This is a genomic window from Ectopseudomonas oleovorans (genome assembly GCF_029845265.1).
Taxonomy (GTDB): domain Bacteria; phylum Pseudomonadota; class Gammaproteobacteria; order Pseudomonadales; family Pseudomonadaceae; genus Aquipseudomonas; species Aquipseudomonas oleovorans.
In genome coordinates this window covers 60249-82167 of sequence record NZ_JAOCLK010000012.1, presented here as the reverse complement: position 1 = coordinate 82167, position 21919 = coordinate 60249, and the positions used below count along the sequence as shown (strand labels likewise).

Genomic DNA, 21919 nt, shown 5'->3' with positions numbered 1-21919 from the left:
CATCGGGCTACGGTGGGTTTTCGGGCTGGAGCCGCTGCGCCTTAGCCCTTATGCTGGGCGCCTTGGATTGGCAGCGCAAATCTGTGTCGCTGCCGCAACTGAATCATGTTCGGGATCTTTAGTCATGGGTCTTTCCCTGCGCGATCAGCTACTCAAAGCCGGTCTGGTCAATGAAAAGCAGGCCAAACAGGCCGGCAAGCAACAACAGAAGCAGCAGCGTCTGGCCAAGAAAGGCCAGGCCGAACTGGATGACAGCACACGCCAGGCCGCGCTGCAGGCGCAAGCCGAAAAGGCCGCACGTGATCAGGAGCTGAATCGTCAGCAGCAGGAAAAAGCCGAACAGAAAGCCCGTGCGGCGCAGGTCAAGCAACTGATCGAGCGCTCACGCCTGCCCAAGCTCGACGGCGAGGACTACTACAACTTCGTCGATGACAAGAAGGTCAAGCGCCTGCCGGTCAACACCATGGTGCGCAACAAGCTGTCCAGCGGCTGGCTGGCCATCGTCCGTCATGGCGGTGGTTACGAGATCATCCCGCGCGAGGCTGCGCTGAAGATTCAGGAGCGCGATGCATCGCGCATCGTCCTGCTCAACACCCATGTCGAAGAGCCAGATGCCGATGATCCTTACGCGGCTTATCAGATTCCTGATGATCTGATGTGGTAATACCGCATCGCAGGACGCCGTAGGGTGCGCCGTGCGCACCGCGCCGCCCTGAGATTAGCAGCGGTTGCCGCTCAACAGCACTCGACCAAAGCTGGCGCCTGCATCCTGCGGGGTGATCGCCAGCAGGCGATCCATACGCAGGCGCTGCTCGCCCTCGGCAGTACGCACCAGCAGAAACTCTTCCTTGCTCGCCGTGGTTTCGGTGGTCAGGGCCTGGCCCAGTAGGGTCGAGCCGTCGACCAGTTCGATATCCAGTTGATAGCGGTGCATGCAGGCGATCTCCAGGTAGTCGTAGAGATCACAGGCCAAGGGTTGGTAGTTGTCCATCGAGGGCGTCCTCCGTCTTGGTCAGGCCAGCCCGGAATGAAGTAGTCGTCATTCCCGCGCAGGCGGGAAACCAGAACCCCGCAGTATCTGGGCTCCCGCCTTCGCGGGAGTGACGGTGTACAGCTTTTGAGCGTATCCCTGGTCGAGAAGGGGTCAGGCAGCCCGTGCTTTTCCAGCTTAGATAAAAACCAAAAACGCCGCAACCCGATACTGGTGTTACGGCGTTTTCGTTTCGCGGACGCGCCTTACATCAACGGAATGGTGTAGCTGACGATCAGGCGGTTTTCGTCCAGATCGCCAATGTTCGCGTTGGAGCGCACCATCGCGTTACGCCAGCGCACGCCAAGGTTCTTCAGTGGGCCTTGTTGGATGACGTAGCTGATATCCACGTCGCGTTCCCATTCTTTGCCGCTTGCGCCACCCATGCCGTCGAAGCCGTCACCGGTCACGTAGCGTACGAACGCGGTCAGACCCGGAATGCCGTAGCTGGCGAAGTTGACGTCATAACGTGCCTGCCAGGATTTCTCATCCTTGCGGGTGAAGTCGAGAATCTGAATGTAGTTGACGATGTAGGGATCGGTCTCGGTCAGGAAGGGGAAGGCGTTGTCACCGCCGACCTTCTGGTAACCCACGCGGAAGGTGTGCGCCCCGATACCCGCCCAGAGGTTGACCGAGGTCAGGTCGTTATCCAGCTTGCCGCCGAGTTTGCGGCCGTTGTCCTGGGAGTCGAAGTAGGCCAGGTTGGCGCCCAGCTTCCAGTCGCCGATCGGCTGCACGTGGATCAGGTTGTACAGCTTCTGGTCGTAGATATCTTCCAGTTCGCCGTACCACGCGCCAACGGTGGTGTTGCCGCCATTGAACTTGTAGTCGCCACCGGCGAAGTTGTAGCGGTCGCTTTCGCCGCCGACGTTGGTGGCGGTGATATCGACCCTGTCGGTGGACGCGCGTTGGTTGACTTCACGCAGTTGACCGCCATTGAGGGTCAGGCCGTCGATTTCCTGCGAGGTGATCATGCCCCCGGTGAACACCTGAGGCAGCAGGCGCGAGTCGCCGGAAGAAACGATAGGCAGCTTGGGCATCAGCCCGCCGACCTTGCCGACGGTTTTGGAGATGCGTGCTTTGACTGCACCGCTGAGTTCGGAATACTCGTCCGGCCCCTCGTTGCCGAAAGCGTTGGGCAGCAGGCCGGTGCCGGCGCGTTCGTCAGACGAGTCGAGCTTCAGACCCAGGCCCGCATAAGCGTCCAGGCCAAAACCAACGGTACCCTCGGTAAAGCCGGACTCGGCCTTGAGGATGAAGCCCTGCGCCCATTCCTCGCGTTTGGACTGCTGGGCAGCCGTCGTGTCGCGCAGGTCGCGATTCATATAGAAATTGCGCAGTTCCAGCGTCGCTTTGCTGTCGCCGATGAAGTCAGCCTGTGCCAGGCTCGGCAGGGTCAGGCTGGCGCCCAGCGTGGCGAGGGCCACGGCACGGGCGAGGGGAGTTTTGCTCATTATTGTTGTCTCCTCGTTGTTATTGGCAGGTCGGCCACGATGTGACCGACCAGTTACGGCGCGATGAAATAAAGCATCTCGATAGCGAGTCGACTGTAAGACTTTAGTCTCGCGGGGCTTTGAGCGTGGCTGGAGCGTAGGTGAGGGCGGCCTCTAGATCGCGGTTAGCAGGGATTTTCTGGGTTTGGCCATCGAGCGGGAAAATCTCGTTCGAGCGCAAACGAGCTGAGAAAAGTCGACAACCGTTGGTCGATAAAGGTTAAAGCTTGCCTTTCAACGGCCGTTAAGTTCGGCAGATAACCTGTTTGGGTACCCCGTCATGAATCCTCTGAGCTCACTGAATTCGGCCGCTTCCCGCACTGCGCAAGCCAGCCAGGCTTTGGCGGCGCGCAGCAATGCCGTCGATGCCCAGGCCACCTTGGCCAATCGCCTCGCCGAGAAACTCGGCGTGCCGCCGGGCTCGCTGTCAGGGGCGCGTGATGATTACACCCCGGAGAAAGTGGCGGGGCGGATTCTGGGGTTCATCGAGCAGCGCCTGCAGAGCGAGGCGGCGGCTGGCGCTGATCCGACCAAATTGGACAAGCTGCTGTCCCAGGCGCGTGATGGAGTGGAGAAAGGCTTCGCCGAGGCGCGCAAGATTCTCGATGGCATGGGTGTGCTCAAGGGCCAGGTGGCTGGCGATATCGATGACACCTACAAGCGCATTCAGGATGGTTTCACCGATCTCGACAAGCGCTTCGGCAGCGCTGTCCCGAGCGCGGGGGACACGGTTGCTGTGGCGGGCTACAGCGAGCGCTTCAGTGCGTTGGCGGAGACCTTCGACCTCTCCGTCACCACCCGCGATGGTGATCGCCTGCGCATTTCCGTGGCAAAGGCTTCGGCCAACTGGTCGCAGAGCAGTTTCGCCGCTTCCGGCGACGGTAAGTCCACCACTGTGGTGGGCAGTAGTCAGTCTGGCAGCATGCGCATCGGTGGCTGGCAGGTGGATGTCGAGGGTGAGCTGGACGACGACGAGATCAAGGCGTTGGAGAAGCTTTTCAGTCAGGTGCAGGATCTCTCCGACAAGTTCTACGCCGGTGATCTGGCAGGTGTCTTCGACCGTGCCATGGCGGTGGATATGGACGGTGAGCAACTGGCTTCGATGTCGCTGCGCCTGACGCAGACCAGCGTGCGTCAGGCCACCGATGCCTATGGCGCCGTGGCTGGGCAAGGCGCCAGTGCAGTCAATGCCGGGCTGCAGGAATATGCCCAGGGCCTGCTCGATGCGCTGCGCAGTGCCGGCGACCTGGCGCAGGATGCCGGCGGCATGCTCAAAGAGTTGCTCAAGGGCGGCTTCTCGCTCGATGAGCGCTTCGACCTGCCGCGCCTGGAAAAAGCCGACAGCCTCAACCGCAGCCTGCTCGACGGCTTGCAGTCGCTGCTCGCTGGCCAAGCGGGCAAGGGCGTTGACGCGAGCTGATCGACAGCTGGTGCTAAACTGCGCACCTTGCTGATAGTGAGGTGCGCTCATGACGCCTGAATGCCAACTTTTCGGAACCCTGGGCTGCCACCTTTGCGAGGTGGCCGAGGCGTTGCTCATGCCATTCGTCGAGAATGGTCTGCTGGTCGAGTTGATCGACATCGCCGAGCACGAAGGGATGGTCGAGCAGTACGGTTTGCGCATTCCGGTGCTGCGCCGCTGCGACAGTGGAAGCGAGCTGAACTGGCCATTCGATGCCGAGCAGGTGGTGGCTTTTCTGAGCTGAAAGGCGCTACCGACAAATCGAAGGCAATAAAAACCCGCCGACAGAGACAGGAATAGAACTTCTTTCGCAACCTACTGTTCTTACTTGGGTTTTTTATTTTTATAGTCCGGCTTCGCCATGATCTCTGCGCGCCAGCCAGTCGCAATGACTGGCTGGTTTGGACTGGAATCCTATTGTCCTGTCAGGTTGGACTATCGGGCACCTGCGCGCCGCCGAATTTAGGGACGATATGCTTGCCAAGCTCCTCGATAACCTCTGCTGCGGGGCGTTTACCATACTTGAGGTTCAGGATGACGTGATCTACACCGATTTCCTGAAGTGTATCCAGCAAGGCCAGAAGGTGGTTACGTCCCAGTCGGAATCCTAGATGGATAGGCGAGGGCGGCGTGGATGGGTGTTCGTCCAGGTCGATATACAGCGATTGCAAGAACGGCTTGTAGATAGCGCCACATTGTTTAGCCGTTTCCTGTCGCCAATCTTCCACGATCAGTCGCTGTATTTTTGGCGGACGTGGATAGTTGATCCATCCATGGCTTTCACGCGCGATCCAATCGAGCGACTGGCGGCTATGTCCGGTTACGAATAACGGTATTTCCCGAGTCGTAGGTTTGGGAACGAGATCAGCCCCCAGTAACTCGCCGTGACTCCAGCGAATGGGCTTGAAGTGTGTTCGATGGGCTTGGCGTATCACATTGAGGTTTTCTTGAAAGGTCTCGCCACGCTTTTCCGGATCAACGCTGAATGCGGGAAACTCCACAGGACGATCGCCAGAGGCAACTCCCAGGAGCAAACGACCTCCGCTCAACTGATCAATGCTCGCTGCGGCCTTTGCCGTGTGCAAGGGATTACGCAAGGTAAGGGCGATGGAGGCGGTGCCTAGTGCGATTTTTGTTGTATGGGCTGCGATGTAGCCCAGATACACCCAAGGATCGAAAACCTGGCCGACATCACCGAAGCTTGGGTCCCTGAGCGGGACGTCGCGAAACCAGAGCGCCGAAAAACCTAGTGCCTCTGCACGTTTGGCCAGCGCGACCTGATCCAGCATGCGCGGTGTGTCACCCTCGAAAGCCTCCAGGGGAAAGAACAGCCCAAGGCTTAGATGACCCTGTCTGAAGGTCCGTTTGAATCCCCTATGCTCTTGGTAGGGGATCGTGCTCGGTTGGTACATGTTTAACCTCCTCGGTCAGCAAACGCTGAGCCACGCCCCTGAGTTATGGGGTGTGGCTCTGAGCGCTTAGGGTTTGTAAGTCGGGTAGTCGGTGTAGCCCTTATCGGTACCGCCGTACATGCTGCTTGGATCAACTGGGTTAAGCGGCCAGTTGTTGGCGATACGAGCGGGCAGGTCGGGATTCGCAATGAAGGGGCGACCAAAAGCGATCAGGTCGCCCCAGCCAGCTTTTATCACGCGATTTGCTCGTTCAGCGGTGTACTTGCCGGCATAGATAATCTTGCCGCTGAAAGTCTTACGAACAGCTTCCCGGAACGTCTCAGGCAGCTCGGGTGCGTTGTCCCAATCGGCTTCGGCGAGCGACAGGTAGGCAATGCCCACTTCCTCGAGGATCTTCACTGCCTCGATGTAGGTTTGGTGAGGATCTTCTTCGACCAGGCCAAGGTAAACGCGGTCTTCGTCTGTGGTCGCGAACAGCGGAGCGAAGCGAACGCCAACGCGCTCCTTGCCGACCACACCAGCAACGGCGAGTGTGATTTCGCGCAGGAAACGAAGACGATTTTGCAGCGAACCGCCATATTCATCATCACGCTGGTTGGTATGGGCCGAAATGAACTGGTTTACCAGGTACCCGTTCGCGCAGTGAAGCTCCACCCCGTCAAAACCTGCGTCCAAAGCATTTCGGGCTGCTTGGGCGTAGAGCTCAACCAGTTCCTTTACCTCCTTGGTGGACAGGGCTCGTGGGGTCGAAGGGTCGGCCAGTGTACCCGTGCCGGGGCCAGTTTCGATGAACACCTTGACGTTGTCCGCGCGGATGGCTGATGGCGCGACGGGCGCTTCACCACCGGGTTGCAGCGATGTGTGCGACACGCGGCCTACATGCCAAAGTTGAGCAAAGATCACCCCCCCTTCGGCGTGAACAGCGTCGGTGACCTTACGCCAGCCTTGTATCTGTTCCGGGCTATGAATGCCGGGTGTCCAGGCATAACCCTGTCCTCGGGGTTCGATCTGTGTGCCCTCGGTCACCATGAAGCCAGCACCGCTGCGCTGACGGTAATAGGTGGCCATGAGATCGTTCGGAATGTTGCCAGGCTGGGAGCTACGCGAACGGGTCAGCGGTGGCAAAACGATTCGGTTCTTGAGGGTGTATGGGCCCAGCTGAGTGGTTTTGAAAAGTTCTGATTGTGTCATTTCGTTTACCTGCATATCTAAAATATTCGATGTTATAGGTCAAGAAACATGGATCAATGAGCTCAGAAGAGCCCGAGCGGTGCTTCGTTGAGGCTGACGTCGATGTTCTTCTTCTGGCTGTAGGCTTCACTGAGAGCGATGCTGAGAGTTTGCTCATCCAGCATGATCGCCTCATCCGATTGGCTGCGGGTTACGCCGGCGAAGTAGCGGAAGTGATCAATTGCCAGCGGGATGTCGACGGAGCGACTTTCACGAATGGGTTTACCTACATCAAGGGTTTCCAGAACGGCGAACCGATCGGCATCGGCTTCCAGCGGGTCGGCGATCTTCAACAATGCATTGGCGCGTTCTGCGGGTGAGGTGGTACGCCAGGCCGCGAAGGCGCGCTGTGCGGCCTGCAACGCGCGGTCGACGTCGGCAGCCGTGGCGTTTGGGATGTTGGTGAGAATTTTTCCGTTGGCGGGGTTGATGATGTCGAGGGTTTCACCGTATTCGTCCGAACGAAACCCACTGGTTGTCAATAAACAGGCCGTAGCTGCTGTCGGGAAGGTGATTCGGATGGGTATCGCTGGAATCTTTCATGGGGGCTTCCTGAGGTTTCTAGCGCGGGTTACGCGTTAAGGTTATTCGCAATATTCATATATTTCAATGTGTCGATATTTTTCCGACGCGTATGCATATTTCCACGCACTTGCAGCTCACTTCTGGATCAGTTGGGAAGGCATCTGCACCACCTAGTTCCAGGGTCGACTTCTTCAGCGCCTTGCCAGCCTGCAATGATGGCGCCTACTCCTTCAGAGCCAGTCAGAGCGACGCCATGAAGGCTGCGCTCGCTTCCTGCGCGAGCTGCTGAGTGAAGGCCGTGGTCTACGACTTCAGTCCCAGCTGTGCCGGCGAGCATGCGCGCAATTTTCTTGGTCAGTGGAATGGCAAGCTGCTCTGCGATGACTTTGCTGGCAACAAAGCTGGTTTTGAGCAAGGCATCACTGAAATCGGCTGCGCGGAATCGAACCTGCGGCGAGCCTGCGTCCGCACGGTGGTTCAAACGGTGGGCTCGACGGCTGCGTCATTGTCGGCGGCGGGGCGGTGAGCCGCCGAATCGCCAGGGCACAGCGTTGTTCAATCAAGGTATTGATTTGCTCAACCACGACATTGCCAGCAAAACTTTGTCCGGGGTCAAACTGGAGCTTGCGCACCGTCGCTGGCAGTAGTTTTGCCAGGTCCAAATGCGCCGTTTGGCCTGCGCCAGTTTCGCGGTGGTCTCCAGCCGTTCATGCCTCTGGTCATCCGCCGCGTCGCAACTCCCTGACGCCCCGGCCCAGCTTGCGGCGCAACAGGGCTCGCAGGGTCGCCCCATCCGAATACCCGACCTGTGCGGCGACCTGATCGACGCTGGCGTTTCCGGTGCGCAAGAGATGGACGGCGTGCTCCACGCGCAGGTCCTGGAAATACGACAGTGGTGTCTTGCCCAAAACGCTTTGCAGCCGCCGCGCCAAGGTGCGCTCGCCTGTGCCTGCGGCGCTGGCAGCCTCCGCCAGCGAGAACCCCTGCGCGAGCCGACCTCTGGCCCAGCACTCGAAGCGCTCGACCATCGGGTCGGCATGCGCAAGGTGGTCGGGAATCACGAACTCGGCTTGCGAACTGCGTGTCTCGGCCAGCAGATAGCGTGCCACCAGGGCCGCCAGCGCCGGACTGCGCCCCCGGATGATGCGCAAGGCCAAGTCGACGTGGGCCAAAGCGGCACCCGCGGTGGTGAAGCGTGTCGAGTTCACGATCATGCGTGACTCGTCCAGCGTGACGTTCGGATAGCGCTGCCGAAACATCGGCCCCAGCCACCATGACGTCGTCGCACGATGCCCATCAAGCAGGCCACTCTCTGCAAGCAAGAAACTACCGGAGCAGGCGGCACCAAGGTGCGCGCCAGTGGTGGACCACTGCTGCAGCGCGGCGACCGCATCGGGCACGTCGGGGCGTGTGAGCCGAGCCGAGAGCGTGTCAGGCATTTTGTCACCAAACGCGGGCACGAGCACGACGTCTGGTTCCGGTACGCCACGCGCAGTGACCACGGGGACCGTCAAGCCTTGCGCAGTTCGGATGCGACGCCGCACGCCCACCAGCGTGAGCTCTATGTGCGCGGGAGCCTGTGGCAGCGAGCCCGACATCGCATTGGCCAAGCCCACTGTGTCAGTGAGCGCCGCAAGCCCCAGATCAAACACGCCATCACAAACAAGGATGTGGAGTTTCATGGCAATAATGATATCAATGTTGTCATTATTGCCTATAGAGATGTCTGTCATGAAGACTTAGGCTGCTGTCTCGTCGATCCCTTCACCCATTTTTCCATTTACCCCAAGGATTACAGCATGACCAAGCTCGCCCTGTTTGTTCGCCTCGAAGCTAAACCAGGCCAAGAGGCTGCGCTTGCCGACTTCCTGGCCAGTGCGCTGCCGCTCGCCAACGCCGAGTCCGGCACCACTGCCTGGTTCGCATTGAAGTTTGGCCCTTCGACGTTCGGTGTGTTCGATGCCTTTGCCGATGAGGCAGGTCGCCAGGCACATCTGAACGGCCAGATCGCCGCGGCCTTGATGGCCAACGCCGCGACCTTGCTCAGTTCTCCGCCCAATATCGAGAAGGTCGAACTGCTTGCAGCCAAACTGCCTGCATGACAACCCGGCCTTGACCAAATCAGCTCACTCTGCAGGATGGGGGGCACGGCCCTACGCAGCGCCCCCCCCCTTCGATTGCAGTTACCCAGGGAGCTGCCTTCCACAGCGATTGGGGGGCAATATTGCAGCCAGAACTTCCAAGCTGCGTCAGCAAGCAGGGGTAACATCAGTGCTGGCTGAGATGTTCCGATTCGTCGGGTATTTATCGAGAAGTACCGACTGTTTGCAACGTGTCGTTACCGAGAGCCTCTGGGCGAGCCAGATTTCCGGCCCATTGAAAGTCCGCAGTCCGCAAGCGCGGATCCATCAAGCGGTTTGTTGGAAAATCAACGACCTAGGGTCTGTTGCCGTTTCACATAGGTAACCAGAGAAAGACACAGGCCATGGCCACGACGCTTTCGAATTTCTCTTGAGTTTGTCGAACCGAGATGCCACTGCCCGGTAGTGCTTTAGCCGGGCGAAGGCGTTCTCCACCAAGTGCCGGTTGCGGTAAAGACCTCTGTCCAGATCCGCGTTGCCTTTCACGGAGTTACGCTTTCTCGGGATCACGGCCTTGGCCCCTTGTTGCTCAACCTGCTGCCGAACTCTCTCGCTGTCATAGCCCTTGTCCGCGACAATGGTTTCTGCCTCCGGGAGCTTGGCAATCAATGCGGGAGCCTGGGTGCAATCATTGATTTGCCCCCGTAATTTCAAATTCGATGGGCAGTCCATGAGCATCAACTGCCAGGTGAATCTTGCTGGTATTGCCAGCTCGACTTTTTCCTATGGCCTCATCGTTGCCACTGGCAGCGCCTGCACTGTGTTGGTGGGCCTTGGCATAGCTGCCATCAATGAACACCCATTCCATTGTTGTAGATGGCCTTGCGCAGCAGAATTTCCCGCAGCTTCGACCAATGCTCATCACTGAGCAATAATCGGGGCATTGTAAACTCGTATCGATGATGGATCAGAGCTTCAGCGGTACGAGTTTTCTCTTACTTATCAGTTGGTTAGTGAAAAAAACGGCAACAGCCCCTAACGATCGGGCAGCATACCAACGGGCATACCAAATCGGTAGAGATAGCTAGGGTCTGTTGCCGTTTCGACGCGAGCCGCGTTGCTGCGCCAAATTGCGCCACGCGAGGCGCGGGATGCAGGTAATGGTCGTTCCCTTGCCAAATCCCGCAACGACGCATGGCGCAATTTGCCGCGCAACCCGAAGGGACGGGCCAGTTTTTGCGTGGTACGTCGTTACTCGACGGCTCATTTGGGCGACCAAACTTCGCGTCTCGCGCCTAGCCCACGCAAAAACTGGCTCCGTTGCGGCCGTGCGCGAAACGGCAACAGACCCTAGGGATGGCATGAGACAAGCAGAAACAGAAAGCCCGGCGCTAGAGGCCGGGCTTTCTGGGGTTCCGAGGCATGTAGGAACATGTAGGAACAAGGGATTGGTCGGAGAGACAGGATTCGAACCTGCGACCTTCTCGTCCCGAACGAGACGCGCTACCAAGCTGCGCTACACTCCGAATGAGCCGTATTCTACCGAAAAACTTTTACTGCACAAGGGGTTAGCCTGAAAAAATCAGCAGGCCGATATCCCTTTCTGCTGCCGGGGCGAGCCCCGCTGTCCTTCAGCGGTGGCTCGGGCTCTCGCCTCAGAGTTCCTTGACGGTCTGCACCTGATCCTTGTTGATCGTGGCGCGCTTGCCGTCGAGTTGCTCGAATTCGTAGAAGCCGGATTCTTCATCGAACTGGGGTTTGTCTACCGTCTGTATTTCACGCCCGTCATTCAGGGTGATCACCGACGGCGTGGAACAGCCGGCCAGCACAGTGAAGCCGATTGCCATCAGCAGGGCGGGGATTATCCGTTTGGTCATGGTGTGTCTCCTTGGGTGCTAAAGAGGTGCTATACCCTCGCTCAGACGTGAAACTGTCGTATGAGTTCCGCGCAGGGCTTCTCGCTTCAGCAAGGCGATATGCCGTTCGCGAGCGTTTCCGGTGTGTTCAGGTTGGCCAGGCGGGCATCTTCCAGCGTGCAGTCGACGGCGATGGGGGCTAGGTTGTCGAACCAGCGTTGCGGGCTGCGTTCACCGGATTGCCAGGCGTGTTCCAGATCGTCTCTGAGCCCCGTGGGCAACAGGCAGAACAGTGGCTGCCAGTAGTTGCCCTGGCGGATCACCACCGGCCGGCTCCCCGCGTGGGCAAGCAGTGACTCGATCAGTGCACGGTCCACCAGGGGGGCGTCACAGGGCAGCACCAGCATGTGCTCGTGGCGTGCCGCGGCCATGCCTGCGCGGATACCCGCCAGTGGCCCCTGAAAGTCCTGATCATGATCTGCGACCAGTTGGTCGGCATAAGGCGCATAGCGCTCGGTGTTGCGGTTGCAGGAGATGATCAGGTCGTCGCTCAAGGGTCTGGTCAGGTCATGCAGCCAGGCGATCAGTGGGCGGCCGCGCCAGTCCAGCAAGCCCTTGTCACGGCCACCCATGCGCTGGCCTCGGCCGCCGGAAAGCAGCAGCACCGAGCAGGGGGGTAGTGGGTTGGATACGGGCATGCGGGCGGTCTCCGAAGACAGGCTGTGTGATATAACAGCGCCCATTCTCTCCCAATTGGATGCCTGCCATGAACCATAAGGCCGATGCGGTTTTCGTGCCGCTGAACATTGCCGTGCTGACCGTCAGCGACACGCGCACGCTGGAGACCGACACCTCGGGTCAACTGCTGGTCGACCGCCTGACCGCCGCTGGCCACCAGTTGGCCGCTCGCGTTCTGCTCAAGGATGATCTGTACAAGATCCGCGCCCAGGTAGCGACCTGGATCGCCGAGGATCAGGTACAGGTCGTGGTGATCACCGGCGGTACCGGTTTCACCGGGCGTGACAGCACGCCGGAAGCGGTCACCTGCCTGCTGGACAAGCAGGTTGATGGTTTCGGTGAGCTGTTCCGGCAGATCTCCGTGGCCGATATCGGCACGTCCACCATCCAGTCGCGTGCGCTGGCCGGTCTGGCCAACAGCACCCTGGTGTGCTGCCTGCCGGGTTCGACCAACGCCTGCCGCACTGCCTGGGACGGCATCCTCGGTGAGCAACTGGATGCGCGCCATCGTCCCTGCAACTTCGTGCCGCATCTGAAGCAGGTGGGCGCCTGCGAGACGCACGGATGAGTGGTTGCGATCATCCCGGACTGTTGCCTATGGAGGCGGCGCTGGAGCGCCTGCTGGCTTTGGCAGAGGCGGCGCCCATCGAGCAGAACGAGCTGGTTGCTCTGGCCGAGGCCGATGGACGGGTGCTGGCCGAGCCACTGATTGCGGCGCTGGATTTGCCGCCATGGGCCAACAGCGCCATGGACGGTTATGCGCTGCGCCTGGCTGATTGGAGCGGCCAGCCTCTGCCGGTCAGTCAGCGTATTCAGGCCGGGACTGCGCCTGTGTCGCTGGAGCCGGGTACCTGTGCGCGCATCTTCACCGGTGCGCCGCTGCCGGCAGGTGCCGATACCGTCGAAATGCAGGAGAACGTCGAGCTGGATGAGGCGGGGCGGGTGCATTTCCGTGAGCCACTGAAAATTGGCCAGAACGTTCGAGCTCAAGGTCAGGAAACCCGCGTCGGCGAAGGTGTGTTGCCAGCCGGTACGCGCCTGGGGCCTATCGAGCTAGGGTTGGCGGCGTCTTTGGGGGCGGCGCAGCTTTCGGTGCGCCGGCGTCTGCGCGTTGCGGTGCTGTCTACTGGCGACGAACTGGTAGAGCCGGGTCAGGCGCTTGGCCCGGGGCAGATCTACAACAGCAATCGGCGTCTGCTGATTGCCTGGTTGCAGCGGCTGGGCTGCAGCGTTGTGGATGCGGGCATCTTGCCCGATGATCTGCAGCGTACCCGCGAAGCGCTGGGGGCCTTGGGCGAGGTCGATCTGATTCTCTCCACGGGTGGCGTTTCGGTGGGGGAGGCGGATTTTCTCGGCATAGCCCTGCGCGAGGCGGGCGAACTGGCGCTGTGGAAATTGGCGATCAAGCCAGGTAAACCGCTGACCTTCGGCCACTATCAGGGCGTTCCGGTAATAGGTTTGCCGGGCAACCCGGCCTCGACACTGGTCACCTTCGGACTGCTGGCGCGTCCTTACATGTTGCGTCGTCTTGGGGTGCAGCGGGTCGAACCACTGGGCTTCGCGGTGCCGGCAGGTTTTACCTGGGCTAAGCCGGGTATGCGCCGTGAGTACCTGCGCGCGCGTCTGGAGCATGGGCGCGTGGTGCCCTATGCCAATCAGAGTTCCGGCGTTTTGCGCAGCGCCGCCTGGGCCGAAGGGCTGGCCGAGGTCATGGAAGGCAGTACGCTGGCCGAGGGAGATATGCTGCGTTTCATTCCGCTCAGCGAGATTCTCGGCTAGGTTTCCGAGTCGCCCGACCATGCAGATGGTTGGGCGCTTTAGATGAAATGGCGAGACCACTGAGTCACAATTCTGTCGATAGAATTTGCAAATTAGCGTTATAGAAGGCATAGTCGCGGACTTGTTAAATTCACTCGACACGGTCGTGCCCATGCTAAAACGCTTCGCACCCCTCGTGCCTATTGCACTCACAGTCTTTCTCGCTGCCTGTGCCGGCCATGCGCCGCAGACGCAACCGCAGCAACCGATCAGCGATGCAGCAGTCGAACCTGTGACTCGCCTGATGATCGAGCAGGATGAACCTGCCGATGATGAGATCAACGCGCTGATCGACGATCAACCCTATGAAATGCCGCAACTGGCCGACAGCCTGCTCGATCTCGGGCGTTCGCTGATCGGTACCCGTTATCGCTACGGCGGTAGCTCGGTACAGTCAGGTTTTGATTGCAGCGGTTTTATCGGCTACCTGTTCCGCGAGGAAGTCGGCCTGGAACTGCCGCGTTCCACGCGTGAGCTGATCAACCTCGATGCGCCGAAGGTGGCGCGCGCCGATCTGGAACCGGGTGATCTGATCCTGTTCAATGATCGTGGTCGTGGTCGCGTCAGTCATGCCGGCATCTACCTGGGTGATGATCAGTTCATCCACTCCAGCAGCAGCCGCAGCGGTGGTGTGCGCATCGATAGCCTGGATGACAGTTACTGGAATCGCAGCTACCTGCAAGCCAAGCGCGTACTGGCGCTGGCGCCAGTGGACGATCAAGTCGCAGCCAGGCGTCATCCCTGATGTTTCACGGCGTAACCCCAGGGTTGCGCCGTTCGTCGTGTCTCGGGCAGAGTAGGGCGCATTCAGGCTCAGGATCGCCTCGCTTATGCCCGTCACGACCCGTGTCGCTGTAATTTCTCTTGTTCTGCTACTGAGTGCCTGTAGCAGTCGCGCCCCTTCTCCTCAGCCTGCCTACACGCCGCCAATTGCTTCTTCGTCCTATCAGGGCGGTGCCGAAGATGTGCTGTTTCGCGCGCTTGGCCTGGTTGGAACACCCTATCGCTACGGTGGTAATACACCGGATGGCGGTTTCGACTGCAGTGGCCTGATCGGCTATGTCTATCGTGATGCCGCTGGCATCAGCCTGCCGCGTTCTACTCGTGAGCTGAGTGCGATGCGTACGCCAGATGTTCGTCGTGACGCCCTGCAAAGTGGTGATCTGGTGTTCTTCGCCACCAATGGCGGGCGCGCTGTCAGTCATGCCGGTATCTATGTGGGGGATGGGCGTTTCGTGCATGCGCCGTCCAGTGGTGGCACGGTTCGTCTGGACAGCCTCGATAACGTCTACTGGCAGCGTGTCTATCTCGACGCCAAGCGTGTTATCACTCCAGAGCTTGCTCGCAACCCCTGAGCTTTCGTTTATGGCCGACCCCATTCGCCTGCCGCCTCAACCTGAGGCCTGCGAGTTTTGTGCACGGCCTGTGGCCTTGACCCGCCATCACCTGATTCCCAAGTCACTACACGACAAGGCTTACGTACAGAGGCGGTATCCTCGTCAGGAACGAATTACCGCCACGCTGTGGCTCTGCCGTGCTTGTCATAACCAGATCCACCGGCTGTTCAGTGAAAAGGAGCTGGCGCTGACCTTCAACAGTCGCGAGGCCTTGTTGGGAGATGAGCGCCTGCGTACCTTCGTCGAGTGGCTGGCGAACAAACCGCCAGGTTTCACACCCAGGCATTGAGTGGCGTTGGCGTTGACGCGCAGGGCTGCCAGCCTCTACCCTGCGCGCCTTGCTTCAGGTGCCCCGAGTCGCTGTGAGTGGCGGCCAAGGGGTGAAACAGGGAAGCCGGTTCCAATGCCGGCGCTGCCCCCGCAACGGTAGGTGAGTCAAACGCTGCTTAAGCAGACCGTGTGAAAACGTAGCGAGCGAAGGTCAGGCAAGGCAAAAACAGGCGAAAAATGGTCGGAGTCGCGCTCGACTTTACGAGCTGTAAATGAGCATTTTGATCGGACTCGCGCACGAGACTGTTTTTAACGCCGCATGGCCGAGCGCAGTAGTTTTCACGCAGTCTGCAAAGCCACTGTGCTATGCACGGGAAGGCGCGGCGTCGAACCCATGGTTCGCTCACAAGCCCGGAGACCGGCCTGTCGCAGTTTCACGGCATCGCGGAGGGCGCTGTCCGGCTAACGCTCCGGTTTGACCGGGGTGTTCGTGTTTTTTCGTCTTCCGCTCGCCTGACCAGCCATTGGCGCCTGGATGAGTGCGTGCGGATCATCGCGATTCTTCCTCATTGCCGTTCGTACTGTTCGATGAACAGGCGGCGCGGGTGCCTGACGTACAGGAGCACAGCATGAGCGAATCGACCGACCGCGATGCCCGCCACAAGGCGCGCATGCAACGCAAGAAAGCCCTGATCGACGAAAAGATCGCCCAGGCCCAGGATGAATACGGCCTGCTGCTGGTGCACAGCGGCAATGGCAAGGGCAAGAGCAGCAGCGCCTTCGGCATGGTCGCGCGCGCCCTGGGTCATGGCATCAAGGTCGGCGTGGTGCAGTTCATCAAGGGTGCGGCCAGCACCGGTGAAGAAACCTTCTTCCGCCGTTTTCCCGAGGAAGTCAGCTATCACGTGATGGGCGAAGGCTTCACCTGGGAAACCCAGGATCGCCAGCGTGATATCGCCAAGGCTCAGCAAGCCTGGGCGGTGGCCCAGCGCCTGCTCAGTGATGAGTCGGTCGGCCTGGTGCTGCTGGACGAGCTGAACATAGCCCTCAAGCATGGCTACCTCGAACTGGACGCGGTGCTGGCCGATATCGAAGCCCGGCCGCTGTTGCAGCATGTGGTGGTGACCGGGCGCGGCGCCTTGCCTGGGATGATCGAGGCGGCTGACACCGTCACCGACATGAGCATGGTCAAGCACGCATTCAAGTCCGGGGTAAAAGCACAGAAGGGCATCGAATTCTGATGACCACACGTCACTGTCCGGCACTATTGATCGCCGCACCAGCTTCCGGTCAGGGTAAGACCACCGTCACCGCCGCGCTGGCGCGCCTGCATACGCGTCAGGGGCGGCGGGTTCGGGTGTTCAAATGCGGCCCGGACTTTCTCGATCCGATGATCCACGCCCGCGCCAGTGGCGCGCCGGTGTATCAGCTCGATCTGGCCATGGTCGGTGAGGCGGAAAGTCGCCGACTGCTGTGGCAGGCCGCCGGCGAGGCGGACCTGATCCTGATCGAAGGGGTGATGGGCCTGTTCGACGGCAAACCCTCGGCGGCCGATCTGGCACGCCACTTTGGCGTGCCGGTGCTGGGGGTGATCGACGGTGCGGCGATGGCGCAGACCTTCGGCGCCCTGGCCCACGGGCTTGCCACCTTCCAGCCTAACTTGCCCTTTGCCGGGGTGCTCGGTAACCGCGTTGCCAGCACGCGCCACGGCGATATCCTGCGTGATGCGCTGCCAGCGAGCATTCGCTGGTTTGGCGCCTTGCCGCGTAGCGCCGCGGTGGAGTTGCCCAGCCGCCATCTGGGGCTGGTGCAGGCCGGCGAGTTGGCCGATCTGGATGCACGCCTGGACGCCGCGGCCGATGCGCTGGCGGCCAGTGCCAACGTCGACCTGCCGCCTGCGGTGAGCTTCGCCGCGCCGCAGTTCGATGAGCTGGCGCCGCTGTTGGCTGGGGTACGCATCGGCGTGGCGCGCGACGCGGCGTTCGCCTTTCTCTATCAGGCCAATCTCGATCTGTTGCAGGCGCTCGGCGCTGAGCTGCATTACTTCTCACCGCTCGCTGATCGTGAGCTGCCGCAGGTGGACAGCCTTTATCTGCCGGGCGGTTATCCGGAGCTGTACCTGGCCGAGCTGGAGGGCAACCAGCCCATGGCCGCGGCGATTCGTGCTCATCACCAGGCCGGCAAACCCTTGCTCGCCGAATGTGGCGGCATGCTCTATCTGCTTGATGAACTGCGCGACAAGCAAGGTGCCAGCGGGCGCATGCTCGGCCTGCTGGCGGGCAGCGCCGCCTTGCAGCCACGGCTGACCGCCCTGGCCTTGCAGCAGGTGACGCTGCCCGAAGGCGAGCTACGTGGCCACAGTTACCATCACTCGCGGCTGGAAAGTCCCTTGCAGCCTCTGGCGCTCGGTCGCTGCCCGAACGGCAAGCCGGTGGCTGAGGCGGTTTATCGCCTGAGGCGACTCACGGCCAGCTATATCCACTTCTACCTGCCGTCCAACCCGGAGGCGGCCGCCGCGCTGTTACGTCCATGAGCGAGCATGCCTTCAGCCATGAGGAGCGCGCGGCGGTGTATCGCGCCATCGCCGAGCGCCGCGATATGCGTCATTTCAGCGGCGGCGAGGTGCCAGCCGAGGTCCTGGCGCGGCTGCTCGAAGCCGCCCACCACGCGCCGAGCGTTGGCCTTATGCAGCCTTGGCGCTTTGTGCGCGTCAGTGACCCGCAACTGCGTGAGTCCATTCATGAGCTGGTGGAGGCCGAGCGGGTGCGCACTGCCGAGGCCCTCGGCGAGCGCAGTGACGAGTTCATGCGGCTGAAGGTCGAAGGTATTCGCGACTGCGCCGAGCTACTGGCGGTGGCGCTGATGGAGGGCCGCGACGCGCATGTCTTTGGACGACGCACCCTGCCGGAAATGGATATGGCCTCGGTGGCCTGCGCCATTCAGAATCTGTGGCTGGCTGCGCGTGCCGAAGGGCTCGGGCTCGGTTGGGTATCGTTGTTCGACCCCGAAGCGGTGGCCGCATTGTTGGGCATGCCGGCCGGTAGCAAGCCGGTAGCGCTGCTGTGCCTGGGGCCGGTTCAGGCCTTTTACGAAAAGCCGATGCTGGTGGAGGAGGGTTGGGCCACGCCCCGACCGCTATCGGAGTTGTTGTTCGAGAATCGATGGGGATCATCTGGTGAGTGAACGATGAGCCTGGCGCTGATCACCTGCGTCGGCGTGGCGCTGGACGCCGTGCTGGGCGAGCCCAGGCGCGCGCATCCGCTGGTCGCCTTCGGTCGCCTGGCAGGGCGCCTGGAGCAGCGCTTCAACCCGGCCGGTGGCGGCTGGCGCAGCCATGGCGTAACGGCCTGGTGCCTGGCGGTGCTGCCGCTGACCCTGCTTACCTGGCTGTTGGTGCACCTGACCTCGCTTGGCTGGGCGGTGGAGATCTTCGCTCTGTACTTCGCCCTTGGCCTGCGCAGCCTGTACGAGCATGCGCAGCCGGTGGCCCGCGCGCTGCGTCTGGGTGATCTGCGGCTTGCGCGTGAGCGCGTCGGCTGGATGGTCAGCCGTAATACCGCCGAGCTGGACGCAACCGGGGTGGCCCGTGCTGGCACCGAATCGGTGCTGGAGAACGGCTCCGACGCCGTGTTCGCCGCCTTGTTCTGGTTCATCGTCGCTGGCGCGCCGGGCGTCGTCTTGTACCGTCTGAGCAACACGCTCGATGCCATGTGGGGCTATCGCAACGAACGCTTCGAGCGTTTTGGCTGGGCCGCGGCGAAGATCGATGATGTGCTCAATTACATCCCGGCGCGCCTGGTGGCGCTGACCTATGCGCTGCTTGGGCGTACTGCCCTGGCCCTGCGCTGCTGGCGCCGGCAGGCGCCCTTGTGGGACAGTCCCAATGCTGGCCCTGTTATGGCCGCTGGTGCCGGAAGCCTGGCCATTAGTCTGGGCGGTGCAGCGGAGTATCACGGCGAGGTGCATGAACGCCCACAACTGGGCGAAGGCCCACCGCCGCGGGCGCGGGATATCGAACGGGCGATGAACAGGGTTATCGCTGGGGTTGGCTTGTGGCTGTTATGCCTGATCGTCTGGGAGGTGCTGGGTGCTTGAACATGGAGGTCGTCTGCGCGCAGCGTCGCAGCGCTATGGCATCCCGCTGGAGGACTGGCTGGATCTGTCCACCGGGGTTGCACCCTACGGTTGGGATCTGCCGGCCGTCCCTGGTTCGGCCTGGGCGCGCCTGCCTGAAACGGACGATGGCCTGGAGCAGGCCGCGCGCGATTATTACGGCGCCGTCAGCCTGCTACCGGTAGCAGGCTCGCAGGCGGCGATCCAGGCCCTGCCACGTCTGCGCGCGCACAGCAGCGTGGGTATCCTCGCACCGACCTATGCCGAGCACGCTGCCGCCTGGCGACGTGAGGGGCATCGGGTGATCAAGCTGAGCGAGGGTTCGGTGCATCGCGCGCTGCCGCACCTGGATGTGTTGCTGGTGGTCAACCCGAACAATCCGACCGGCCGCCTGATCGAGCCGGCGCGCCTGCTCGACTGGCACAATGAACTGGCCGAGCGCGGCGGCTGGCTGGTGGTCGACGAAGCCTTCATCGATTGCACGCCGGAGCACAGCCTGGCCGCCTACAGCGACATGCCGGGGCTGATCGTGCTGCGCTCGTTCGGCAAGTTCTTCGGCCTGGCCGGTCTGCGTCTGGGCTTTGTCCTGGCCGCACAGGCCTTGCTGGATGAGCTGGAGGCGCTGCTCGGGCCCTGGGCCGTCAGCGGCCCGGCGCGCAGCGTGGCGCTCAGCTTGTTGGTCGATGGTGAGGGGCAGCGCCGCCAGCGTGAGCGCCTGCTGGCTGACGGCGAGCGCCTCAAGGCGCTGCTGCGTGACTGTGGCTTGCCGTCGACCGGTGGCTCATCGCTGTTCCAGTTCTGCTGCACCCGTCGCGCCGTGCCCTGCGCCGAGCTGCTGGCGCGGCGCGGCATTCTGGTGCGGCTGTTCGCCGAGCTGGACAGCCTGCGCTTCGGCCTGCCGGCCGACGAATGTGGCTGGTTGCGTCTGGAGCAGGGGCTGCTTGAGTGCGCGCCGATGCTGGCGAACCTCGAGGAAACGCCCTGATGCCGACCTTGATGGTGCAGGGCACCACCTCCGACGCCGGCAAGAGCACGCTGGTGACGGCACTGTGCCGCTGGGCGCGGCGCCAGGGCATTTCCGTGGCACCGTTCAAACCACAGAACATGGCACTCAATTCCGCCGTGACCGCCGACGGCGGCGAGATCGGCCGCGCGCAGGCGGTGCAGGCACAGGCCGCCGGCCTGGAGCCGCACACCGACATGAACCCGGTGCTGCTCAAGCCCAACAGCGACATGGGTGCCCAGGTGATCATCCACGGTCGCGCCATCGGCAACATGCAGGCGCTGACCTATCACGGCTACAAGCCGGTGGCCATGGCAGCGGTACTGGAATCCCATGCACGGTTGCTGGAGCGCCATGAACTGGTGCTGGTCGAAGGCGCCGGCTCGCCCGCCGAGATCAACCTGCGCGCCGGCGACATCGCCAACATGGGCTTCGCCGAAGCGGTGGATTGCCCGGTGATTCTGATTGCCGATATCGACAAGGGCGGCGTGTTCGCCCATCTGGTCGGCACCCTGGAACTACTCAGCCCGAGCGAGCAGGCGCGTGTCCAGGGCTTCGTGATCAATCGCTTTCGGGGTGACATTGCGTTGCTCAAACCGGGGTTGGACTGGCTCGAGCAGCGTACCGGCAAGCCGGTGCTCGGCGTGCTGCCGTATCTGATGGATTTCCACCTGGAAGCCGAAGACGCCGTCGATACCCGCCAGCAGGCCAAGGACGAACAGGCCTTGCGCGTGGTGGTGCCAGTATTACCGCGCATCAGCAACCACACCGATTTCGATCCGTTGCGCCTGCACCCACAGGTGCAGCTGACCTTCGTCGGGCCGGGGCAAGCCATTCCCCCGGCGGATCTGATCATCCTGCCCGGCTCCAAGAGTGTGCGCGCCGATCTCGCACGGCTGCGCGAGCAGGGCTGGGACGCCGCCATTGCCCGCCACCTGCGATACGGCGGCAAGCTGCTGGGTATTTGTGGCGGCCTGCAGATGCTCGGCCGGCAGATTCACGACCCGCATGGCCTGGAAGGCGCTGCCGGCAGCAGCGAGGGCCTCGGCCTGCTGGATTTCGAGACGCTGCTTGAGCCGGAAAAACAGCTGCGTAACGTCCGCGGTCGGCTGTGCCTGGAGCAGGCTGATGTCAGCGGCTACGAGATTCATGCCGGCGTCAGTCGTGGGGGCGGCCTCAATGGCGCCGTGCAACTCGATGACGGCCGCAGTGACGGTGGCCTCAGCGCCGATGGGCAGGTGCTTGCTACCTATCTGCATGGTCTGTTCGAGCAACCCTCGGCGTTCGCTGCGTTGTTGCGCTGGGCCGGGCTGCGTGAGGTGCAGGCGGTGGATTACCAGGCGCTGCGCGAGCGCGATATCGACCGTCTGGCCGATCAGGTGGAATTGCACCTGGATACCGAAAAACTCAAGGCGCTTTGCGGCCTGTAGGAGCGAGCTCTGCTCGCGAGGCTTTTATGTCCCGTACGGTTCGCGAGCAGAGCTCGCTTCC

23 protein-coding genes, 1 tRNA gene, 2 pseudogenes and 1 riboswitch are annotated in these 21919 nt (G+C 61.5%); of the genes and pseudogenes, 16 read left to right on the top strand and 10 right to left on the bottom strand.

Annotated features, from left to right (window positions below; translation table 11 throughout):
- Positions 1-124: 124 nt before the first annotated feature.
- Positions 125-664, top strand: coding sequence for a DUF2058 domain-containing protein (locus N5J71_RS08775; RefSeq protein WP_206408385.1), 540 nt, complete (start codon positions 125-127; stop codon positions 662-664).
- 54 nt (positions 665-718) lie between these two features.
- Here N5J71_RS08775 and N5J71_RS08770 read toward each other — a convergent pair whose 3' ends face one another.
- Together N5J71_RS08770 and N5J71_RS08765 are read right to left on the bottom strand one after the other, a co-directional pair.
- Positions 719-991 carry a Rho-binding antiterminator gene (locus N5J71_RS08770; protein ID WP_003461742.1) on the bottom strand — a complete coding sequence of 91 codons (273 nt, stop codon included), beginning with the start codon at positions 989-991 and terminating at the stop codon, positions 719-721.
- A 245-nt stretch (positions 992-1236) separates the two neighbouring features.
- Positions 1237-2484 carry an OprD family porin gene (locus tag N5J71_RS08765; protein WP_279916701.1) on the bottom strand — a complete coding sequence of 416 codons (1248 nt, stop codon included), beginning with the start codon at positions 2482-2484 and terminating at the stop codon, positions 1237-1239.
- Positions 2485-2803: 319 nt separating this feature from the next.
- On the opposite strand from N5J71_RS08765, the gene N5J71_RS08760 reads away from it, so the two are divergent.
- Both N5J71_RS08760 and N5J71_RS08755 read left to right on the top strand, forming a co-directional pair.
- Positions 2804-3943, top strand: coding sequence for a DUF5610 domain-containing protein (locus N5J71_RS08760; RefSeq protein ID WP_279916700.1), 1140 nt, complete (start codon positions 2804-2806; stop codon positions 3941-3943).
- Between the two features lie 49 nt (positions 3944-3992).
- Positions 3993-4229: a glutaredoxin family protein gene (locus N5J71_RS08755; protein ID WP_003461739.1), complete on the top strand. Its 237-nt coding sequence runs from the start codon at positions 3993-3995 to the stop codon at positions 4227-4229.
- A gap of 181 nt (positions 4230-4410) precedes the next feature.
- On the opposite strand, the gene N5J71_RS08750 is transcribed toward N5J71_RS08755, so the two are convergent.
- The 3 genes from N5J71_RS08750 to N5J71_RS08740 all read right to left on the bottom strand — a co-directional run bounded on the left by N5J71_RS08750 (position 4411) and on the right by N5J71_RS08740 (position 7109).
- Entirely contained in the window at positions 4411-5397 is a 987-nt protein-coding gene (locus N5J71_RS08750) for an LLM class oxidoreductase (protein WP_074860584.1), read from the bottom strand.
- A 66-nt stretch (positions 5398-5463) separates the two neighbouring features.
- Positions 5464-6588, bottom strand: a complete 1125-nt coding sequence (locus tag N5J71_RS08745) for an alkene reductase (RefSeq protein ID WP_074860610.1) — start codon at positions 6586-6588, stop codon at positions 5464-5466.
- A gap of 62 nt (positions 6589-6650) precedes the next feature.
- On the bottom strand, positions 6651-7109 hold the full coding sequence (locus N5J71_RS08740) for an aldehyde dehydrogenase family protein (protein ID WP_003461735.1): 459 nt from the start codon (positions 7107-7109) through the stop codon (positions 6651-6653).
- A gap of 332 nt (positions 7110-7441) precedes the next feature.
- On the opposite strand from N5J71_RS08740, the pseudogene N5J71_RS08735 reads away from it, so the two are divergent.
- Positions 7442-7678, top strand: a pseudogene (locus N5J71_RS08735) (IS66 family transposase); the annotation flags it as partial.
- Between the two features lie 193 nt (positions 7679-7871).
- Here N5J71_RS08735 and N5J71_RS22510 read toward each other — a convergent pair.
- Positions 7872-8180, bottom strand: coding sequence for a helix-turn-helix domain-containing protein (locus tag N5J71_RS22510; RefSeq protein ID WP_424960563.1), 309 nt, complete (start codon positions 8178-8180; stop codon positions 7872-7874).
- A 771-nt stretch (positions 8181-8951) separates the two neighbouring features.
- Here N5J71_RS22510 and N5J71_RS08725 point away from each other — a divergent pair.
- Positions 8952-9254 carry a putative quinol monooxygenase gene (locus N5J71_RS08725; RefSeq protein WP_007182542.1) on the top strand — a complete coding sequence of 101 codons (303 nt, stop codon included), beginning with the start codon at positions 8952-8954 and terminating at the stop codon, positions 9252-9254.
- A gap of 352 nt (positions 9255-9606) precedes the next feature.
- On the opposite strand, the pseudogene N5J71_RS08720 reads toward N5J71_RS08725, so the two are convergent.
- From N5J71_RS08720 to mobA, 4 genes and pseudogenes are all read right to left on the bottom strand, one after another.
- Positions 9607-10177 (bottom strand): annotated as a pseudogene (locus tag N5J71_RS08720) (IS5 family transposase).
- A 505-nt stretch (positions 10178-10682) separates the two neighbouring features.
- Positions 10683-10759: transfer RNA gene (locus N5J71_RS08715), tRNA-Pro, on the bottom strand.
- 129 nt (positions 10760-10888) lie between these two features.
- Positions 10889-11110, bottom strand: coding sequence for a YgdI/YgdR family lipoprotein (locus tag N5J71_RS08710; RefSeq protein WP_003461730.1), 222 nt, complete (start codon positions 11108-11110; stop codon positions 10889-10891).
- Between the two features lie 86 nt (positions 11111-11196).
- Complete coding sequence (mobA, locus tag N5J71_RS08705) at positions 11197-11787, bottom strand: molybdenum cofactor guanylyltransferase MobA (protein ID WP_278618239.1); 591 nt, start codon at positions 11785-11787, stop codon at positions 11197-11199.
- Positions 11788-11855: 68 nt separating this feature from the next.
- Here mobA and moaB point away from each other — a divergent pair, with 68 nt between their 5' ends.
- The 11 genes from moaB to N5J71_RS08650 all read left to right on the top strand — a co-directional run bounded on the left by moaB (position 11856) and on the right by N5J71_RS08650 (position 21858).
- Positions 11856-12395, top strand: coding sequence for a molybdenum cofactor biosynthesis protein B (gene moaB, locus N5J71_RS08700; RefSeq protein ID WP_279916697.1), 540 nt, complete (start codon positions 11856-11858; stop codon positions 12393-12395).
- Positions 12392-13606 carry a molybdopterin molybdotransferase MoeA gene (locus N5J71_RS08695; protein WP_279916695.1) on the top strand — a complete coding sequence of 405 codons (1215 nt, stop codon included), beginning with the start codon at positions 12392-12394 and terminating at the stop codon, positions 13604-13606. The genes moaB and N5J71_RS08695 overlap by 4 nt, the downstream gene beginning before the upstream one ends.
- Positions 13607-13757: 151 nt before the next feature.
- On the top strand, positions 13758-14390 hold the full coding sequence (locus N5J71_RS08690; RefSeq protein ID WP_074858902.1) for a C40 family peptidase: 633 nt from the start codon (positions 13758-13760) through the stop codon (positions 14388-14390).
- Between the two features lie 85 nt (positions 14391-14475).
- Positions 14476-15000, top strand: a complete 525-nt coding sequence (locus N5J71_RS08685) for an NlpC/P60 family protein (RefSeq protein ID WP_084340683.1) — start codon at positions 14476-14478, stop codon at positions 14998-15000.
- A 10-nt stretch (positions 15001-15010) separates the two neighbouring features.
- Positions 15011-15331, top strand: coding sequence for a hypothetical protein (locus N5J71_RS08680; RefSeq protein WP_279916694.1), 321 nt, complete (start codon positions 15011-15013; stop codon positions 15329-15331).
- Between the two features lie 39 nt (positions 15332-15370).
- A riboswitch (cobalamin riboswitch) is annotated at positions 15371-15506 on the top strand.
- A gap of 435 nt (positions 15507-15941) precedes the next feature.
- Entirely contained in the window at positions 15942-16553 is a 612-nt protein-coding gene (gene cobO / locus N5J71_RS08675; protein ID WP_279916693.1) for a cob(I)yrinic acid a,c-diamide adenosyltransferase, read from the top strand.
- On the top strand, positions 16553-17845 hold the full coding sequence (locus N5J71_RS08670; RefSeq protein ID WP_279916691.1) for a cobyrinic acid a,c-diamide synthase CobB: 1293 nt from the start codon (positions 16553-16555) through the stop codon (positions 17843-17845). Before cobO ends, N5J71_RS08670 begins: the two co-directional genes overlap by 1 nt.
- Positions 17842-18495 (top strand): 5,6-dimethylbenzimidazole synthase, encoded by a 654-nt coding sequence (gene bluB, locus N5J71_RS08665; protein ID WP_143509024.1) that lies wholly within the window; start codon positions 17842-17844, stop codon positions 18493-18495. Before N5J71_RS08670 ends, bluB begins: the two co-directional genes overlap by 4 nt.
- A gap of 3 nt (positions 18496-18498) precedes the next feature.
- Positions 18499-19407: an adenosylcobinamide-phosphate synthase CbiB gene (gene cbiB / locus N5J71_RS08660; RefSeq protein WP_116618310.1), complete on the top strand. Its 909-nt coding sequence runs from the start codon at positions 18499-18501 to the stop codon at positions 19405-19407.
- The gene (gene cobD / locus N5J71_RS08655; protein WP_279916688.1) at positions 19400-20410 is read left to right on the top strand and encodes a threonine-phosphate decarboxylase CobD; all 1011 of its coding nucleotides are present in this window, start codon (positions 19400-19402) and stop codon (positions 20408-20410) included. Before cbiB ends, cobD begins: the two co-directional genes overlap by 8 nt.
- Complete coding sequence (locus N5J71_RS08650) at positions 20410-21858, top strand: cobyric acid synthase (protein ID WP_279916686.1); 1449 nt, start codon at positions 20410-20412, stop codon at positions 21856-21858. Before cobD ends, N5J71_RS08650 begins: the two co-directional genes overlap by 1 nt.
- Positions 21859-21919 lie beyond the last annotated feature (61 nt).

Bases quoted from the DNA above. Each gene is read 5' to 3' on its own strand.
- N5J71_RS08760 (WP_279916700.1), top strand. From the start codon at position 2,804: ATGAATCCTCTGAGCTCACTGAATTCGGCCGCTTCCCGCACTGCGCAA.
- N5J71_RS08650 (WP_279916686.1), top strand. From the start codon at position 20,410: ATGCCGACCTTGATGGTGCAGGGCACCACCTCCGACGCCGGCAAGAGC.
- moaB (WP_279916697.1), top strand. From the start codon at position 11,856: ATGAACCATAAGGCCGATGCGGTTTTCGTGCCGCTGAACATTGCCGTG.
- N5J71_RS08670 (WP_279916691.1), top strand. From the start codon at position 16,553: ATGACCACACGTCACTGTCCGGCACTATTGATCGCCGCACCAGCTTCC.
- N5J71_RS08680 (WP_279916694.1), top strand. From the start codon at position 15,011: ATGGCCGACCCCATTCGCCTGCCGCCTCAACCTGAGGCCTGCGAGTTT.
- N5J71_RS08765 (WP_279916701.1), bottom strand. From the start codon at position 2,484: ATGAGCAAAACTCCCCTCGCCCGTGCCGTGGCCCTCGCCACGCTGGGC.
- N5J71_RS08695 (WP_279916695.1), top strand. From the start codon at position 12,392: ATGAGTGGTTGCGATCATCCCGGACTGTTGCCTATGGAGGCGGCGCTG.
- N5J71_RS08755 (WP_003461739.1), top strand. From the start codon at position 3,993: ATGACGCCTGAATGCCAACTTTTCGGAACCCTGGGCTGCCACCTTTGC.
- mobA (WP_278618239.1), bottom strand. From the start codon at position 11,787: ATGCCCGTATCCAACCCACTACCCCCCTGCTCGGTGCTGCTGCTTTCC.
- N5J71_RS08685 (WP_084340683.1), top strand. From the start codon at position 14,476: ATGCCCGTCACGACCCGTGTCGCTGTAATTTCTCTTGTTCTGCTACTG.
- bluB (WP_143509024.1), top strand. From the start codon at position 17,842: ATGAGCGAGCATGCCTTCAGCCATGAGGAGCGCGCGGCGGTGTATCGC.
- N5J71_RS08775 (WP_206408385.1), top strand. From the start codon at position 125: ATGGGTCTTTCCCTGCGCGATCAGCTACTCAAAGCCGGTCTGGTCAAT.
- N5J71_RS08770 (WP_003461742.1), bottom strand. From the start codon at position 991: ATGGACAACTACCAACCCTTGGCCTGTGATCTCTACGACTACCTGGAG.
- N5J71_RS08710 (WP_003461730.1), bottom strand. From the start codon at position 11,110: ATGACCAAACGGATAATCCCCGCCCTGCTGATGGCAATCGGCTTCACT.
- N5J71_RS22510 (WP_424960563.1), bottom strand. From the start codon at position 8,180: ATGGTCGAGCGCTTCGAGTGCTGGGCCAGAGGTCGGCTCGCGCAGGGG.
- N5J71_RS08750 (WP_074860584.1), bottom strand. From the start codon at position 5,397: ATGTACCAACCGAGCACGATCCCCTACCAAGAGCATAGGGGATTCAAA.
- cobO (WP_279916693.1), top strand. From the start codon at position 15,942: ATGAGCGAATCGACCGACCGCGATGCCCGCCACAAGGCGCGCATGCAA.
- N5J71_RS08745 (WP_074860610.1), bottom strand. From the start codon at position 6,588: ATGACACAATCAGAACTTTTCAAAACCACTCAGCTGGGCCCATACACC.
- N5J71_RS08690 (WP_074858902.1), top strand. From the start codon at position 13,758: ATGCTAAAACGCTTCGCACCCCTCGTGCCTATTGCACTCACAGTCTTT.
- cbiB (WP_116618310.1), top strand. From the start codon at position 18,499: ATGAGCCTGGCGCTGATCACCTGCGTCGGCGTGGCGCTGGACGCCGTG.
- N5J71_RS08725 (WP_007182542.1), top strand. From the start codon at position 8,952: ATGACCAAGCTCGCCCTGTTTGTTCGCCTCGAAGCTAAACCAGGCCAA.